Origin of the sequence: Desulfuromonas sp. DDH964 (assembly GCF_001611275.1) — a bacterium.
GTDB lineage: Bacteria > Desulfobacterota > Desulfuromonadia > Desulfuromonadales > DDH964 > DDH964.
This window is the reverse complement of record NZ_CP015080.1, coordinates 1,837,177-1,851,203: the sequence shown is the minus strand read 5'-3', so window position 1 is coordinate 1,851,203 and position 14,027 is coordinate 1,837,177. Positions and strand designations below refer to the sequence as shown.

Below are 14,027 nucleotides of genomic sequence, written 5' to 3'. Positions count from 1 at the left end.
CTTAAAACCAGTGAACGAACTGAAACGTTCAAGTTGATACCATGAGAAAGCTTACTTTGCAAGGGAAAAAATCTTCTCCCGGTCACTCCCGGGCCACCACCCGGGCCCCTTTGAGCAGACTATTCATCTCCTCCCAGGAGTCGGTCGCACCTCCCCTTTCGGTGTAGTAGAGGTAGACCCAGAAGGGGGCGTGGAAACCGACAATACCGAGAAAGCGGCGAGGTTCCCCGTGCAGCCGGTAGGAACTCTCGATGCGCCAGGCAAAGGTCAGCCCCGGGAACGACGTCGGGCGACGGCTGGTAACGACCTCGCTCACCCCCTCTTCCGCAGCGAGGCTGGCGGCGGCGTATTCGGCGGAGCGTTCGATGCCTGCGGCAGCGGGCTCTTTTTCAGCGGCGCGCAGCGGGCTGAAGTCGATCAGCAGCAGCGATTCGCTCTCCGGCTGGTAGACGAACCCCTCGTTGGCGCCGAGCCGCTGCCGGGCCAACTCGGTTACCCGCTCGGATTCGACCTCTTCCCCCCGGCCGGCGAGCTCCCGGGTCAGGTCGGCGACGGTAGCACGCAGCAGGAAGTCGGGAGGATTGCGCCCGAAGACCCACCCCCCGGCCGGCAGGTCGAACTCGAGGGTCAGGCGCTCGTTCAGGGCCAGGGCCTGGGGAGCGGCCAGTGCGCTGACACTGCTGCAAAAAAGGATCAGGCAGATGATCAGAAAGGGCACGCAGCTCTCCTGGTCTACGGTGGTTTCGCTTACTATAGCAGACCTTAAATCGCCATGCCCGGCTCAGGGCTCATGCCGCGCGAGGAGGGTCAGGCTCTCGATATGGAAGGTCTGGGGAAAGAGGTCAATGGGGCGGGACCAGAGCAGGCGGAAGGGGCCGTGCAGCAGCGGCTGCAGGTCCCGCGCCAGGGTCGCCGGATCGCAGGAGACGTAGGCGATCAGAGCAGGTGGGTGGGTGGTCAGCTCCCGCGCTACTGCATAGGCGCCGCTGCGGGGCGGATCAAGCAGAACCAGGATCGGGGGACTCGCCGGGAAGTAGGTGCGCAGCGCCCCTTCCGCCGGCCGGGCATGGAAGTCAAGGTTAGCCAGGCCGTTGCGGCGGGCATTGCCACGGGCCGAGGCGATGGAGGGGGCATAGTCCTCGACCCCGGTTACGGTTTTGACCCGCCGCGCCAGCGGCAGGGAAAAGTTGCCCATGCCGCAGAAGAGATCGAGAACGGCCTCGTCCCCCTGCCAGGGGTGGGCCGTGAGGAGTTCGGCGACCAGGGCGCGGTTCTGCGCCAGGTTGACCTGGGCAAAGCCCCCCGGACCGTAGCCGAGCTGCAGCGGCGGGGTGTCGACCTCGATCAGCAGCTCCTCGCCGCCGCAGACCTGGACCAGGCTCGACTTGCGCCCGCTTTGCAGGAAGAGGTCGAGTCCGGCGGCGAGAGCCAGCGGGCGCAGGTAGTCGGCCAGCCGCTGCGGGTTCGCATCGAGACAGTGGACCACCGCGCGCAACTGCTCGCGGTCGTCAACGGAGAGGTCGAGCTGGGGGATGCGGTCGGGGCAGGGAGACTCGGGGAGCCAGGCGCGAAAGAGCGCCAGGCCACGATTGATCACCGGGGCGCTGATCGGGCAGTGGGCAATATCGACGACGAAGTGGCTGTTGGGGCGATAAAAGCCGAGCTGCAGGCCGGCGGCCGTTTGCCGGCACTTGAACTGGACCCGGCTGCGATAGCCCCATTCCTGTTCGGCGGCGAGGAGCGGCCGGACCGCGGCTTTCTCCACCCTGGCCTGGCGCCACAGCTGTTCGGCGAAGACCGTCCCCTTCCAGTGGCACTGGGTCGGATAGTCGAGGTGCTGCCACTGGCAGCCGCCGCACTCGGCGTAGACCGGACAGGGCGCCGGGCGTCGCCCCGGTCCCGGCTCCAGGAGTTCGGTCAGCTCCGCCTCGGCGAAGCGGCCGCGATCCCGGGTGACCCGGCAGCGCAGCCGGTCGCCGGGCGCGCTGCGCGGGACGAAGATCGCCTTGCCGTCGTGGCGGCCGACACCGTTGCCGCCGAAGGCGAGGCTGTCGATGGTCAGCTCCAGCATCAGCGTTCCCCCCGGGGAAGAAATGGGCGGGGCCGAGCGACGGCCAGCTTCTGCCGCAGCAACCGTTGCGGGTAATCGGGGCGCGCCAGGTAAATGCTGCCGGTGCGCAGGAAATCGTCGATCAGCGCCGTCCGCACCCGCTCGACCTCGGCGCCGGGCACTCCCATGCGTTCGAGCTGGCGCACTTCGAGGGGAGCATCGCCCAAGAGTGCCGCGGTCTGCGCCAGGGCGGCGGCCGGGTCGGCCTCGTCCTGGAAAAGATCAATACGCAGCGGCAGGCGGCTGTGAACCTCGACTCGGACCTTGTGATAGTCGCCAAAATAGCGATTACTGTGGTCGAAGAACTCCAGCACGAGGCCGTTTTCAAGCTGTTCGCGCCGCAACAGCGTCAACTCAGTCATCGCTCCCCTCCCCCTCTCTCCTGCGGCGTTCCGAATCGACCCAGTCGATACTGCGCATCATGCCGTGCAGGATTTTCACCTCGCGCGGGTTGAGCCCGGCGCGGCCGAAGATGCGGCGAAAGGTGTGGAGGATGTGGTCGGGGTTCTGCGGATCGAGAAAACCGATGGCGAGCAGACTCCTGCGCATGTGGGCATAGAGCGATTCGAGCTCGCGGTGGCTCGCCAGCTTGCGACCCGCCCGCTGCAGCCCGGCATTCGCCGCCGCTTCCTGGGCGACGGCGTAGAGGCAGAGGGAAACTGCCTGGGCGAGATTCATCGACGGCAGCTCGTCGCGGGTCGGGATGGTGATGAAGCGCTGGCAGAGATCGAGCTCGGCGGTGTAGAGCCCGTGGTCCTCGCGGCCGAAGACAAGGGCGACGCGCCCCTTGACCGCCTGCGGCAGGAGATAGCTGGCAGCCTCGTGGGGGTGGAGAAAATCCTCGCGGTACTTGCCGAAGCGGCGCGTGGTGCCAAGGGCGAGGCTGCAATCGGCGAGGGCGGCAGCGAGATCGGCATATTGCCTGGCCCCCTCCAGCAGCGGCGCCGCCTTCACCGCCATGCGTCGCCCCTCGTCGCCGAGATAGTCGACCTGCGGCGCCACCAGGCGCAGCTCGCCGAAGCCGAAGTTCATCATCGCCCGGCAGACCGAGCCGATGTTCAGCGCCCCCTGGGGATCGACCAGGACGACGACGACGTTGCGCAACAATTCGGCGACCTGATCGGAGGAGTCGGAATTTTCTTCTGGCGTTGCGTTCATGCGGGGCAAGCTGGCTCCTTTGGAACTGGGTAAAACGAATTGGGTCAAAGGCGTTTCGCGCGGATAACTTCGGATCAAATCTGATTAAGTTCGGATGCAACCAAGCCCCAAGGCCTGATCCGATTTTTATCCGAAGTGATCAGATTTGATCCGCGTGAACCTGCCTTTCGCAATGAACTTTCAGCGCAGATCCCCCAACGCATACTGCAACACCGCCACAGCAGCAATGGCAGCGGTCTCGGTGCGCAAAATACGCGGGCCGAGGGAGACCGGCAGGAAACCGAGGTCGCGGGCTTCGGCGACCTCCTCCGGGGCAAAGCCCCCTTCCGGTCCAACCAGCAGGGCAACCTGCCCGGGGCGCTGGCCGGCGATCGCTTCGTCGAAGCCCCAGCCCGCCTCCCCTTCGTAAAGGATCAGGCGCAGGTCGGCCTGGGCGGCGGCGTAGGTCGCGCTGTCCCAGTCGGTGACGGCGCCGAGCTCCGGCAGCATCGCCCGGCGGCATTGACGGGCGGCGCGCAGTACCACCTCCGGCCAGCGGTGCGATTTCTTCTGCCCGGCATCCCGTTCTTCCAGGGTCGCCGAGCGCCTGGTGATCATCGGCACGATGCGGGTCGCGCCGAGTTCGGTCAGCTTTTGCAGCACCAGCTCAAAGCGCTCCTTCTCCGGCAGGGCGTGGTAGACGTGGAGGGCGACGCGGCTCTCCGCCGGCCGCTTCAGCCGCTCGAAGGGGATCACCAGCCACGCCTCCCCGTCCGCCACCAGCCGGGCGCGGTAGCAGGTCTGCTCCGGGTCGACCAGGGTGACGATGGCTCCGGGGCGGGCACGCCAGGCGGCGAGGGCTGTCAGGGCGACGGCGGAGAGGGGACAGACCGTTTCCAGGGTCGGGACGGCGTCGAGGCGGAGGATGCTGCCGGGACCGCCGCTATTGACGCATTCCGGGATCAAGACCGGCCTCCCGGAACTGGGCAAAACGCTGGCGGGATGCGTTGGCGAGATCGTCGTCGTAGAGTTCGGCGAAGTCGATGGCGTGCTCGAACTGGCGCACGAACCCGGGCGAGCACGGCTTGCCCATGATCAGCACCTGGGCACCGTTGGGATTCTGCTCCTCGGTAGTGATGGCCACCGGATCGTCAAGGCAGTCGACGGCGCCGTTGCACCAGGCGTGGGGGATAAACGCCCCCTTCTTCCAGGTCCACATGAAACCGTCGAGGGTCACTCCCTGGTTGTCGTCGAGGACAGTCACCAGCACCCGCTTGCCGGCGTTGAAATACTCTTCGGCCAGTTCGCAGAGGTGCTTGGCCTTTTCGGGCTTCTTCAGGCGGATGAACTCAACGCGGGGCATATCAGGCTCACTTGGAAAGGCAAATGGGGCGACCGTTCAGCCGCCCCTGTCTATAGCATTATTGCCGGGGGGATTTCAATGCCGGCAGCTCTTGGTACCCCGAAGCAATCTGTGCACCAGAAAACTGGCCCGGTGGAGCGCTGGAGATAGCTCACCCCCTTCAGAGGATTTGATCCCTATTCGTAGTGAGTCCACAGACGGAGGACCTTCACCGTACCAATCTCCTCGAGAACCTGGTAGATGAGGCGATGCTTGATATTGATACGTCGTGAATAGGCGCCCGCCAGGTCGCCTACAAGCTTTTCGTAGGGAGGGGGATTTTGGAAGGGATTCTCGGCCAGGATGTCGAGCAATTGCTGTGCTTTGGATTTCAAACCCGAAGCAGCGAGTTTCTTTGCATCCTTCTGAGCCTGCCTGGTGTAGACCAGACGCCAGCTCACCAGTCCAGTTCCTCATCGCATTCTTCCACCGGTGTCTTCATACCATCGACGATTGACTCCCGCATACCGGGGACAGAATGCAGATAAAGGGTCTCCTGCACGGCGCGCCAGTCGTCCTCGGAAATCAGGACCGCACTGTTGCGTTTGCCGGTGATCTGGATCGGTTCGTGCGATTCAGATACGTCGTCGAGCAGTTGGTAAAGAAGCCTTCGGGCTTCGGTTGCCGTTATCGTGGTCATGGGCACCTCCTTTGCGTACGCAAAATCGTACGCCGGTTCTGAGGCCTTGTCAACCAGCGATTGTTTCTTCCCGCTGCTTCGAACCACCCCGAAACCTTACCCCGGCCGGATTTCCTTATTGCTTCCACATTTCGTTCACATTCCCGCGCTACCTTTGCATCAAACGCGGTGGAAGGAATGAATCTCCCCGCAGCAAGCTACGGGGTATCAAAAGTTTAGATTGATCGCTTTCATCGAAGCAAGCTTCGGGGAATTCGACCCACCTGAGATTAAAATGAACCATCACCCACTTCCGCCAGGGAGGTGACCATGAAACGACTCGTTACCATCCTCAGCTTCATCGCCCTGCTCACGGGGACTGCCTACGCGGCCGGGCCGAAAGAAGGCGGCGGCACCCTGCTCGGCGCCGGCGCCGGGGCGCTGATCGGCTCCCAGTTCGGGGGCGGCACCGGTCGACTGGTCGGGGTCGCCATCGGCACCTTGGCCGGTGCTCTGATCGGCCAGGATATCGGCCGCACCCTCGACCGCACCGACCAGATCTACATGGAGCAGACCGCCCAGCAGACCCTGGAGACCCTCCCCAGCAACCAGACCAGCACCTGGGTCAACCCGGACAGCGGCAACAGCGGCGCGGTGACGCCGACCCGAACCTATCAGGCCAACGACGGCCGCTACTGCCGCGAATACCAACAGACCGTCATCGTCGGTGGCGAGGAGCAACAGGCCTACGGCACCGCCTGCCGCCAGCCTGATGGCTCCTGGCAAATCGTCCGCAACGCCGAGCCGGTCCAGACGCAGGTAGTCACGCAGCAGACCACCCGGGTCTACGTGCGGGAGCCGGTTTACGTCCCCCGCTACCGCCCGGCCTACTACTGGCCGTATTCCACCTACCTATCCTTCTCGTACAGTGACCGCTCCGACCGCTACGACCGCGCAAGACATCATCGCCACCGGGATCATTGACCCTTTCCTTGTCACCCTTGGCTCCAAATGACTACGGCAGCCGCCCCATCCGGGTGCGGCTGCCGTTGATTTGTGGACCCTGGTCGGCGGACGCAGCGACCGGTTATTGACCAAAGCCAGCAGTCGTCCTCGCCGGAATTTCGCGCTAGCCCCGCTCCAGGTACTCCTTGAGCGCCACCGCATTGTTGTGCGCCTCATCCCGGGCGCCAAAGACCAGCGTCACCCGTCCCCTCCCCAACAGACCGCGCAGTTCCGCCACCGCCTCGGGGTGGTCATCCAGTTCCGCGAAGTAGCGGCGCTTGAACTCCGGCCACTTCTCCGGCTCGTGGCCGAACCACTTGCGCAGCTCATCGCTCGGCGCAACCTCCTTGAGCCAGGCGTCAAGCTGCATTACCTCCTTGCTGCGGCCCCGCGGCCAGATGCGATCGACAAGGATTCGGCGACCGTCCTTAGCGGACGGTTCCTCATAGGCTCTTTTGACGGCTATTTCCATGGTACTGACCATTGTAGCAGTCTTCCGCCATACAATATTGGCCAGCGCAGAGGGTAGCAGGGAGGCAGGTTGTGGTCCAACTGGGGCGTCGATTGAAAGACTTTGCAACTTGGCAAAGCCTGATAATCCTCTAAAAGGCACCTCCTACGCTACCAGGCCGATCCTGGTACGCTAGGAACAACAAACAACTCCCTATTTTAGGAGGTGCCTTATGAAACTCTACTCTGGTTTCGACCTGCACTCAAATAACAACTATCTTGGAATCATTGACCAGAACGGAAAGAGGATTTTCAAAAAGAAGCTGGACAACGACCCGAAGCAGATTTTACAAACCCTCCAGCCGTTTCGGCCCGACTTGATGGGCGCCGTTGTTGAATCGACCTACAACTGGTACTGGCTGGTGGATCTGTTGATGGACGAAGGATATCGAGTTCATTTGGCCAATCCTGCGGCCATTCAAACCTACAAGGGGTTGAAGCATGTCGACGATGTCCACGATTCTTTTTGGTTGGCCGAGATGCTGCGCTTGAACATTCTGCCGGAAGGCTACATCTATCCGAAGGAAATGCGTCCGGTACGCGACCTGTTGCGAAAACGCGGACATCTGATACGCCTTCGGACTTCGCTGATCATCAGCTTGCAGAACATCGTCACCCGCAATTGCGGCGTTCGACTCAAGGCGAACGAGATCAAACGATTCCGAGGTGACCGTATCGGTCCCCTGCTCGCCGAAAACGAGGATTTGGCCCTGGCCGGAGCGGTCAGCAAGGAGAGTATCGACTTTCTTACCCGGCAGATTCGGCAGATCGAGGCGGTTGTCGAAGGTAAAATCGATCTCGACGGCCCCTATCGCTATCTTCTGTCCCTTCCCGGCGTCGGCAAGATTCTGGGCTTGACCATCCGGCTGGAAACCGGGTGCATCGAACGCTTTGCCAAGGTCGGAAATTACGCCTCGTATTGCCGCAAGGTCTCCAGTCGCTGGACCAGCAACGGCAAGGCCAAAGGACGGGGCAACGAAAAGAACGGCAATAAATACCTGGCCTGGGCCTTTTCCGAAGCGGCCGAACTCGCCCGTCGTTTTGATCCGAAAGCGCGGGCGTTCTATCAACGCAAGCTCGCAAAGTGTCCGGTCATGGTGGCCCACGGCGCCCTGGCCCACAAGCTGACCCGGGCGGCGTTCTTCGTTATGCGCGACCAAGTGCCGTTTATGCCGGAAAAACTGTTTCCCTGATAGAACTGGCTGGGGCGGGGAACCAGCTATGGGGTTGGCCCAACCAAAAGGCCTGATTGGTCAACCGCCCCACCCAGACAGATAAGGTTATCCGCATCTTGACTGCCCATGCCGCGAGCCACAACGGGGCTGGTTCACAACCAAAAGACCTGTCAACATCCATTGGACACGGCATGGAACCGAAAATTTTCTGGACCGCGAAAAGCGGCAGGGGCCATCGGCGAACGGAACATCTGCCGATCGAGCCTTAAACCTGATGGGTGACTGTTGCAGCCAAGAGCTGACACGGAAACGGAACGAAATACCGGCATACGTCGAGAAGCAGACAACCTTCGTGGCCGAAGGCCACGAGTAAAGGCGAGAAAATCAAAAATCTTGCGCGGGAGTTTTTTACCCTATTGACCGGCGCCTTTTAATGGGTGACCCTACAGATTTTCGAATTCGATCCGGTTAACACCCCAGCTCATCGAGACGCAGCAGACGATGAGCTTCGAAGACGGTGAGAATTTCGATCTGATTTTCGGCCAACCGGTAGACGATTCGGTAATTCCGAAAAACCAACTCGCGGATATCTGGCAGAGAGATTTCAGGGACGCTACGTCCGGATCGGGGATTGGCGGGCAATAGGGTTTCGGCATGATCGACGAGGCCGTCGACGAAGGTCGCTGCCCGCGCCGGATCACCTTTGGCGATGAACGCCTCGATCTCGATCAGTTGCTCAAGGGCCTCCCGGCTCCAGCGCAGTTCCATCCGCGATCAACCCCTCCTCCGGCGGGCTGCAAGAGCAGCCTTGACCTCATCGCTGCCGTAACTCTTGCCGGCATCGGCATCGGCAATCCCCCGGGCAACGGAGTCGAGAAAAGCCTTCCGGTAGACCAGTTCGTCATAATCTTCCGGCGACAACAGGACTCCGGCCGGCTTGCCGTTCTGGGTGATGACCAAAGGATGCCCAGACTCCCGAATAGTTTTGAACCACTTGGAGATGCCGGTTTTGAACTCCGCGATAGGGACGATGTCGCTGCTGACGGAAATGGTTTTCATCGAATGGCTCCGTATTTTGATTTACAGGGTGGTCAAAGTATAAACCAATCAACGGAGATGAACAAGCTACTCTTCCTCACGATGTCAGCAGCAAATAAACTGTCCGGGGTTGTAGCAAAAGGTTTGTCCGGTTCATGGTTGTTGCGGGAGGACTGCCATGAAACGGACACAGCTGCTACAGGAGAGAGCTGGCACCGATGTTCGGACAGGTCGGCGGCAGAAATAAGGTGGAAAACCATGGGGGTTATGCCGCCAGCCTGAGGGCCGGGCCGGCGTAGCCGGGCCGGGGTTTTTGCCAATATGCCTCATCGGGGGTCTTGTCGTCCAGACTCGAATGGGGCCGCTCGGTGTTGTAGAAATCGATCCAGTGCTTGAGGCCTTGCCGAACCTCGCTGCCGGTTGCAAACGCATGCAGGTAAATGCACTCGTATTTCAGGGAGCGCCAGAGCCGCTCGATCATGACGTTGTCCATCCAGCGGCCCTTGCCATCCATCGAAATCTGGATGTCCGGGTGTTTCTGGAGGGCGGAGATAAATTCATCACTGGTGAACTGGCTGCCCTGGTCGGTGTTGAAGATCTCCGGCTGGCCGTAGCGCTGCAGCGCCTCTTCGAGGGCAGCGACACAGAAGTCGGCCTCCATGGTGTTGGAAAGTCGCCAGGACAGAACCTTGCGGGTTGCCCAGTCCATGATCGCCACCAGGTAGAGAAAGCCCCTGGGCATGGGAATGTAGGTGATATCAGCACACCATACCTGGTTGGGCCGATCGATGGTCAGGCCGCGCAGCAGATAGGGATAGATCTTGTGCTGAATATTCGGCTTTGACGTGTTGGGCTTCTGGTATATCGCCGACAGGCCCATCAGCTTCATCAGCCGGCCGATCCGGGTACGGCTGACGGCATAGCCTTCCCGACACAGGAAGGCCTGCAGGGACGTTCTTGAATAATTGAATCAAAAGTTGGGTTCAATTCCCCGCAGCTTGCTGCGCGATTTTTACTAAGGGTGTAGGCTGTTGATACCCCGTAGCTTGCTGCGGGGTAGTTCATTTAACCAGCAGCCCCCGAAAATTGATTCCCCTACCCGCCCCGGACATCCCTCGTCCACGCCATCGAAATAGTGATTATCTTACTGTCAACAAATTCATTTCTGAACCAACTTGATCTCCACCTTGTTCCCAACCGCCAACGCATACCGTCGCAAGGACCGCAAACTCGGCATCGGATGACCGGACTCGAGCCGTGCCACGACCGATTGGGTAGTACCCATGCGTCTGGCCACTTGTTCCTGTGTGAGGTTTGCCTTGGTTCTAGCTTCAATCAGTTGTGCAGCGATGGAGAATTCCTCGTCCAGCGGCTGATACTCACGGCGGAATTCCTCGTTGGCCAACAACTCTTCCTTCAAATCTCTGATCTTTTTCCCCATAGTCACAACTCCTTCATCCGGTCCAGCGCCAGCAGAATTTCCGATCGCGGCGTCTTCTGGGTCTTCTTCACGAAGATTCGCAGGATCACCACGCGCCTGCCGTTTATCGCAACATAAATCCCCCGGGAGATTCCAGCGATTCCCCTCGCCCGCATCTCCCAAAGCTTACCTTCAAGGTGGCGCACATGAGGCATTCCCACCTGCTCGATTCCGCAACCTTCGATCAGTTCGGAGATACGCACGAACCGAGCCTGCATATCCTTGGGCAATTCACGGAATTCTTCTTCAACAACCTCGTTCAGAAATTCAACGGTCCAACGCATTCGCCCCTCCAAACTATCGCAAAAAAGCTATAATTGCAACATTAGCTTGATGCCGAACTTCACCTGCCCCCTATCCCCCCAAAAACGCAAAAACCGCCCGCCGGCACAAAGCCGGAACGGACGGTCTATTCAACTTGCGAAAAAAATCTGACACGTTGTCATATCCCCCCCAGGAATGCTTGAAGCCCCTACCCTCTACCCCGGCCAGCCCTTAATGAACGTTGGCCGGCTTTTAATCTACTCCGCGGCAAATTCCCGCCGATACTCCTCCCACTTCTGATCCACCCGCTGCTGCACCGCCACGATTTGCTCCGCGGAGAGCGCCTTGAAACGCACCTGCATTCCCAGATAGTCGTTGACCGGGTGCTGCTTGCTCTTGTCGAGCAGGCGGCGGGACGGTTCGGAGAGGGTCTTCTTGCCGTTCTCGATTTCAAAGAGGTCGAAGAGACCGCAGTCGACGGCGGCCTTGCCGATCTTGATCGTCATGTGCTCTTCGCACCCCCAGCCCGGCGGACAGGGGGTCTGGATGTGGATGTACTTGAGGCCGCGGATCTGCTTCGCCTTGAGCAGCTTGTCGTGGAAATCGAGGGGATAGGCGGCCGAGCAGGTGGCGACGTAGGCCGGGTTGTGGGCGGCGACGATCGCCGGCACGTTCTTGCCGTGCTCCTTCTTGCCGGCGTAGGGGGTGGTGGTGGTCAGGCCCCCCTGCGGCGTGGTGCCGGAACGCTGCACCCCGGTGTTCATGTAGGCTTCGTTGTCATAGCAGATGTAGATGATATCCTCGCCGCGCTCCAGCGCCCCGGAGAGGGCCTGGATGCCGATGTCCGAAGTGCCGCCGTCGCCGGCCCAGGCGACCACCTGGGTCGCCTTGCCGAGGCGCTTCATCGCCGCCCGCACCCCGGTGGCGATGGCGGCGGTGGCGGCGAAGGTGCCGTTGAGGATCGGCAGCTGGCTGGCGGCGATCGGGTAGAGCCCCTGCATGACGGTGAGACAGCTCGGCGGCACCACGAAGATGCAGTCGCGGCCGAGGGCCTTGATGCCGATGCGGTAGAGGACGCTGAGGCCGCAGCCGGAGCAGGCGCGGTTCCCCGAGTGGACGAGTTCCTCATCGGTGAGGGTCAGAACGTTGGTCTTGGCAGCAGTGGTCATAGCTGTAATCCAATCCATTGCGGCGTGTCGAGCTGCTCCGGGGCGAGCGGTGCCTCCTGCAGGCAGGCCGACTTCATGTGCTGATAGAGGTCGTCGGTGCGGATATCGCGCCCGCCGAGGCCGACGATGAAGTTCTGCAGCGCCGGGCGGTTCGGATAGGGGTAGAGGGCCGATTTGAGGTCGGCGTAGAGCGCCCCCTGGTTGCCGTAGCTTAAGCCCTTCTCGAAGACCATCACCCCTTTCGCTCCCTGCAGCGCCTCGGCGATGCGCGCCGTCGGGAAGGGTCGATAGATCTGCAATGCCAGCACCCCGGCCTTGAGGCCGTCCTCCCGCAACCGGTCGACGACATCCCGGAACTGGTTGGCGAGGGTCCCCATGGCGACGACGACGAAATCGGCGTCCGCGCAGCGGTAGGGATCGAGGATCGGGGCGCCGCCGCGGCCGAAGCGCCGCTGGTAGTCGGCGTCGATCTCCTCCCAGAGATCCATCGCCAGGCGCATCTCCTGGTGGAGGTTGTGGCGGATATCCATGTATCCCCCCTGCTTGACACCGTGGATGTCGTTGCGGGCGTCAGGGAGAGTAACGGTGTTGAGGCTCTCCGGGCGGGCCGGGTCGAGGGTGTGCAGGTAGCGGTAAGGGGGCAGGAATTCCTTCACCGCCGCCGCATCGGGGAGTTCGTAGGGCATGTAGGTGTGGGAGAGGTAGTAGCCGTCGTAGTTGACCATCACCGGGATATGCACCAACTCGGCGAGGCGGAACGCCTTCAGCGTCATGTCGACGATCTCCTGGTGGTCCTTGGCGAAGACCTGGATCCAGCCGGCGTCGCGCTGGCTGATGGCGTCCTGGTGATCGTTCCAGACCGACCAGGGGGCGCCGACGCCGCGGTTGACCACGCACATCACCAGCGGCAGCCGCGCCCCGGCTGCCCAGTGCAACTGCTCGCTCATGTAGAGGAGGCCATTGGAAGAGGTGGCGGTGAAGGCGCGCACCCCGGCACTGGCGGCGCCGATGCAGACACCGAGGGCGCTGTGCTCACTCTCGACGGCGACGTACTCGGCGTCCATCTCGCCGGCGGCGATCAGCTCGGAGAGCTTCTCGGTAAGTGGCGTCTGCGGGGTGATCGGGTAGGCGGCGATGACTTCGGCGCCAGCCAGACGCACCGCGAGGGCGGCGGCGGTGTTGCCCGAGTCGATCCGTTTCTCGCTCATTGCTCGTCCCCCTTCTCGAATTCCTCCTCCGGCACCATGCGGATCGCCTTGACCGGGCACTCCTCGGCGCAGATGCCGCACCCCTTGCAGTACTCGAGATCGAAGGTCGGCTCGATGGTCTTGGTCACCGCCGCATCCGGGCAGTAGAGCCAGCAAAGGTGACAGGCGTGCCTGCCACTCTTGGCCGGGGTGCAGCGGCTGTAATCGATAACCGGACGCTCGACGCGCCAGGAGCCGGTGCGGCCGGCGTCACCGGGGCCGGCAGTAGAGGCCGAAGTCAGAACCTTGAATCGGGAATCAACCATTGACAACTCCTGCCCGCGGTTCGCAGAGTTGGGTGGCCTCATAGGCCAGCCGGGCGGACCGGGCGTTCTCTTCCGGCCGACGGCCGACGAATTCGTGGACGATGCAGCGCTCCAGGGTGGCGAGGTCCGCCAGCCCGGTGGCGCGGCCGAGGACACCGATGATGCCGCTGTTGACGATCCCCTTGCGCAGCCCGGCCTCGATGCCGAGGCGGGTAACGTTGGCGACCGCCACCCGGAAATGATCGAGCTGGTGCTCCTCCGCGCTGCGGGGCGAATTGAGGATCAAGAGCCCCCCGGGCTGGAGGCCGACGGTGACGTCGACCTCGTTCAGGATCAGGTGATCGAGGACGACGACGATATCCGGGGTCTGGATCGGCGAGAGGTCGAAGATCTTGTCGCGGGAGATTTTCAGCGAGGTGCTGACCGGCGCGCCGCGCCGTTCGGTGCCGAAGGTCGGCGCCATGACGACACCGCCATAGCCGCTCTGGAACATTGCCTCGGCGAAGACCTTGGCGGCGGTGATGGCGCCTTGGCCGCCGCGGCCATGCCAGCGGATCTGGATCAATTTGGAGGACGTCTTTGTCATCTGCTGCTCCTGAAAAACG

At 61.9% G+C, this 14,027-nt stretch carries 18 protein-coding genes and 2 pseudogenes; 2 read left to right on the top strand and 18 right to left on the bottom strand.

From position 1 onward, the window contains the following. Positions 1-82: 82 nt before the first annotated feature. The 8 genes from DBW_RS08380 to DBW_RS08345 form a co-directional block, all read right to left on the bottom strand. Positions 83-718, bottom strand: a complete 636-nt coding sequence (locus DBW_RS08380) for a hypothetical protein (RefSeq protein WP_066726832.1) — start codon at positions 716-718, stop codon at positions 83-85. Positions 719-781: 63 nt separating this feature from the next. Further along, positions 782-2,071 (bottom strand): class I SAM-dependent RNA methyltransferase, encoded by a 1,290-nt coding sequence (locus tag DBW_RS08375; RefSeq protein WP_066726830.1) that lies wholly within the window; start codon positions 2,069-2,071, stop codon positions 782-784. Further along, positions 2,071-2,472 (bottom strand): hypothetical protein, encoded by a 402-nt coding sequence (locus tag DBW_RS08370; protein ID WP_066726829.1) that lies wholly within the window; start codon positions 2,470-2,472, stop codon positions 2,071-2,073. The genes DBW_RS08375 and DBW_RS08370 overlap by 1 nt, the downstream gene beginning before the upstream one ends. Further along, positions 2,465-3,268: an RNA methyltransferase gene (locus DBW_RS08365; protein ID WP_066726828.1), complete on the bottom strand. Its 804-nt coding sequence runs from the start codon at positions 3,266-3,268 to the stop codon at positions 2,465-2,467. The genes DBW_RS08370 and DBW_RS08365 overlap by 8 nt, the downstream gene beginning before the upstream one ends. 180 nt (positions 3,269-3,448) lie before the next feature. Continuing rightward, complete coding sequence (locus DBW_RS08360) at positions 3,449-4,213, bottom strand: RsmE family RNA methyltransferase (protein ID WP_066726827.1); 765 nt, start codon at positions 4,211-4,213, stop codon at positions 3,449-3,451. Continuing rightward, positions 4,191-4,610, bottom strand: a complete 420-nt coding sequence (locus tag DBW_RS08355; RefSeq protein ID WP_066726826.1) for a DNA polymerase III subunit chi — start codon at positions 4,608-4,610, stop codon at positions 4,191-4,193. The genes DBW_RS08360 and DBW_RS08355 overlap by 23 nt, the downstream gene beginning before the upstream one ends. Before the next feature lie 176 nt (positions 4,611-4,786). Then, positions 4,787-5,050, bottom strand: coding sequence for a Txe/YoeB family addiction module toxin (locus DBW_RS08350; protein WP_066726825.1), 264 nt, complete (start codon positions 5,048-5,050; stop codon positions 4,787-4,789). Next, on the bottom strand, positions 5,047-5,289 hold the full coding sequence (locus DBW_RS08345) for a type II toxin-antitoxin system Phd/YefM family antitoxin (protein ID WP_066726824.1): 243 nt from the start codon (positions 5,287-5,289) through the stop codon (positions 5,047-5,049). The genes DBW_RS08350 and DBW_RS08345 overlap by 4 nt, the downstream gene beginning before the upstream one ends. Positions 5,290-5,598: 309 nt before the next feature. Here DBW_RS08345 and DBW_RS08340 point away from each other — a divergent pair. After that, a pseudogene (locus DBW_RS08340) lies at positions 5,599-6,060 on the top strand (RT0821/Lpp0805 family surface protein); the annotation flags it as partial. A 337-nt stretch (positions 6,061-6,397) separates the two neighbouring features. On the opposite strand, the gene DBW_RS08335 reads toward DBW_RS08340, so the two are convergent. Continuing rightward, positions 6,398-6,745: a DUF488 domain-containing protein gene (locus DBW_RS08335; protein WP_066729743.1), complete on the bottom strand. Its 348-nt coding sequence runs from the start codon at positions 6,743-6,745 to the stop codon at positions 6,398-6,400. 211 nt (positions 6,746-6,956) lie between these two features. On the opposite strand from DBW_RS08335, the gene DBW_RS08330 reads away from it, so the two are divergent. Beyond that, positions 6,957-7,976 carry an IS110 family transposase gene (locus DBW_RS08330; protein WP_066722476.1) on the top strand — a complete coding sequence of 340 codons (1,020 nt, stop codon included), beginning with the start codon at positions 6,957-6,959 and terminating at the stop codon, positions 7,974-7,976. A gap of 450 nt (positions 7,977-8,426) precedes the next feature. Here DBW_RS08330 and DBW_RS08325 read toward each other — a convergent pair whose 3' ends face one another. The 9 genes and pseudogenes from DBW_RS08325 to DBW_RS08285 all read right to left on the bottom strand — a co-directional run bounded on the left by DBW_RS08325 (position 8,427) and on the right by DBW_RS08285 (position 14,008). Beyond that, positions 8,427-8,726, bottom strand: coding sequence for a type II toxin-antitoxin system RelE/ParE family toxin (locus DBW_RS08325; RefSeq protein WP_066726822.1), 300 nt, complete (start codon positions 8,724-8,726; stop codon positions 8,427-8,429). A 6-nt stretch (positions 8,727-8,732) separates the two neighbouring features. Next, complete coding sequence (locus DBW_RS08320) at positions 8,733-9,017, bottom strand: type II toxin-antitoxin system Phd/YefM family antitoxin (RefSeq protein WP_066726820.1); 285 nt, start codon at positions 9,015-9,017, stop codon at positions 8,733-8,735. A 244-nt stretch (positions 9,018-9,261) separates the two neighbouring features. Next, positions 9,262-9,960: pseudogene (locus tag DBW_RS08315) on the bottom strand (IS3 family transposase); the annotation flags it as partial. A 195-nt stretch (positions 9,961-10,155) separates the two neighbouring features. Beyond that, on the bottom strand, positions 10,156-10,437 hold the full coding sequence (locus DBW_RS08310; protein ID WP_066726818.1) for a helix-turn-helix domain-containing protein: 282 nt from the start codon (positions 10,435-10,437) through the stop codon (positions 10,156-10,158). 2 nt (positions 10,438-10,439) lie between these two features. Further along, the gene (locus DBW_RS08305; protein WP_066726816.1) at positions 10,440-10,760 is read right to left on the bottom strand and encodes a type II toxin-antitoxin system RelE/ParE family toxin; all 321 of its coding nucleotides are present in this window, start codon (positions 10,758-10,760) and stop codon (positions 10,440-10,442) included. A 237-nt stretch (positions 10,761-10,997) separates the two neighbouring features. Next, on the bottom strand, positions 10,998-11,909 hold the full coding sequence (locus DBW_RS08300; RefSeq protein ID WP_066726814.1) for a thiamine pyrophosphate-dependent enzyme: 912 nt from the start codon (positions 11,907-11,909) through the stop codon (positions 10,998-11,000). Continuing rightward, a complete protein-coding gene (locus DBW_RS08295; RefSeq protein ID WP_066726812.1) occupies positions 11,906-13,117 on the bottom strand; it encodes a pyruvate ferredoxin oxidoreductase in 1,212 nt (403 codons plus the stop codon). Before DBW_RS08295 ends, DBW_RS08300 begins: the two co-directional genes overlap by 4 nt. Continuing rightward, positions 13,114-13,422: a 4Fe-4S binding protein gene (locus tag DBW_RS08290; protein ID WP_066726810.1), complete on the bottom strand. Its 309-nt coding sequence runs from the start codon at positions 13,420-13,422 to the stop codon at positions 13,114-13,116. Before DBW_RS08290 ends, DBW_RS08295 begins: the two co-directional genes overlap by 4 nt. Further along, entirely contained in the window at positions 13,415-14,008 is a 594-nt protein-coding gene (locus tag DBW_RS08285; protein ID WP_066726808.1) for a 2-oxoacid:acceptor oxidoreductase family protein, read from the bottom strand. Before DBW_RS08285 ends, DBW_RS08290 begins: the two co-directional genes overlap by 8 nt. Positions 14,009-14,027: the final 19 nt, after the last annotated feature.

Bases quoted from the DNA above. Each gene is read 5' to 3' on its own strand.
- DBW_RS08375 (WP_066726830.1), bottom strand. From the start codon at position 2,071: ATGCTGGAGCTGACCATCGACAGCCTCGCCTTCGGCGGCAACGGTGTC.
- DBW_RS08370 (WP_066726829.1), bottom strand. From the start codon at position 2,472: ATGACTGAGTTGACGCTGTTGCGGCGCGAACAGCTTGAAAACGGCCTC.
- DBW_RS08365 (WP_066726828.1), bottom strand. From the start codon at position 3,268: ATGAACGCAACGCCAGAAGAAAATTCCGACTCCTCCGATCAGGTCGCC.
- DBW_RS08355 (WP_066726826.1), bottom strand. From the start codon at position 4,610: ATGCCCCGCGTTGAGTTCATCCGCCTGAAGAAGCCCGAAAAGGCCAAG.
- DBW_RS08345 (WP_066726824.1), bottom strand. From the start codon at position 5,289: ATGACCACGATAACGGCAACCGAAGCCCGAAGGCTTCTTTACCAACTG.
- DBW_RS08335 (WP_066729743.1), bottom strand. From the start codon at position 6,745: ATGGAAATAGCCGTCAAAAGAGCCTATGAGGAACCGTCCGCTAAGGAC.
- DBW_RS08330 (WP_066722476.1), top strand. From the start codon at position 6,957: ATGAAACTCTACTCTGGTTTCGACCTGCACTCAAATAACAACTATCTT.
- DBW_RS08325 (WP_066726822.1), bottom strand. From the start codon at position 8,726: ATGGAACTGCGCTGGAGCCGGGAGGCCCTTGAGCAACTGATCGAGATC.
- DBW_RS08320 (WP_066726820.1), bottom strand. From the start codon at position 9,017: ATGAAAACCATTTCCGTCAGCAGCGACATCGTCCCTATCGCGGAGTTC.
- DBW_RS08310 (WP_066726818.1), bottom strand. From the start codon at position 10,437: ATGGGGAAAAAGATCAGAGATTTGAAGGAAGAGTTGTTGGCCAACGAG.
- DBW_RS08305 (WP_066726816.1), bottom strand. From the start codon at position 10,760: ATGCGTTGGACCGTTGAATTTCTGAACGAGGTTGTTGAAGAAGAATTC.
- DBW_RS08300 (WP_066726814.1), bottom strand. From the start codon at position 11,909: ATGACCACTGCTGCCAAGACCAACGTTCTGACCCTCACCGATGAGGAA.
- DBW_RS08295 (WP_066726812.1), bottom strand. From the start codon at position 13,117: ATGAGCGAGAAACGGATCGACTCGGGCAACACCGCCGCCGCCCTCGCG.
- DBW_RS08290 (WP_066726810.1), bottom strand. From the start codon at position 13,422: ATGGTTGATTCCCGATTCAAGGTTCTGACTTCGGCCTCTACTGCCGGC.
- DBW_RS08285 (WP_066726808.1), bottom strand. From the start codon at position 14,008: ATGACAAAGACGTCCTCCAAATTGATCCAGATCCGCTGGCATGGCCGC.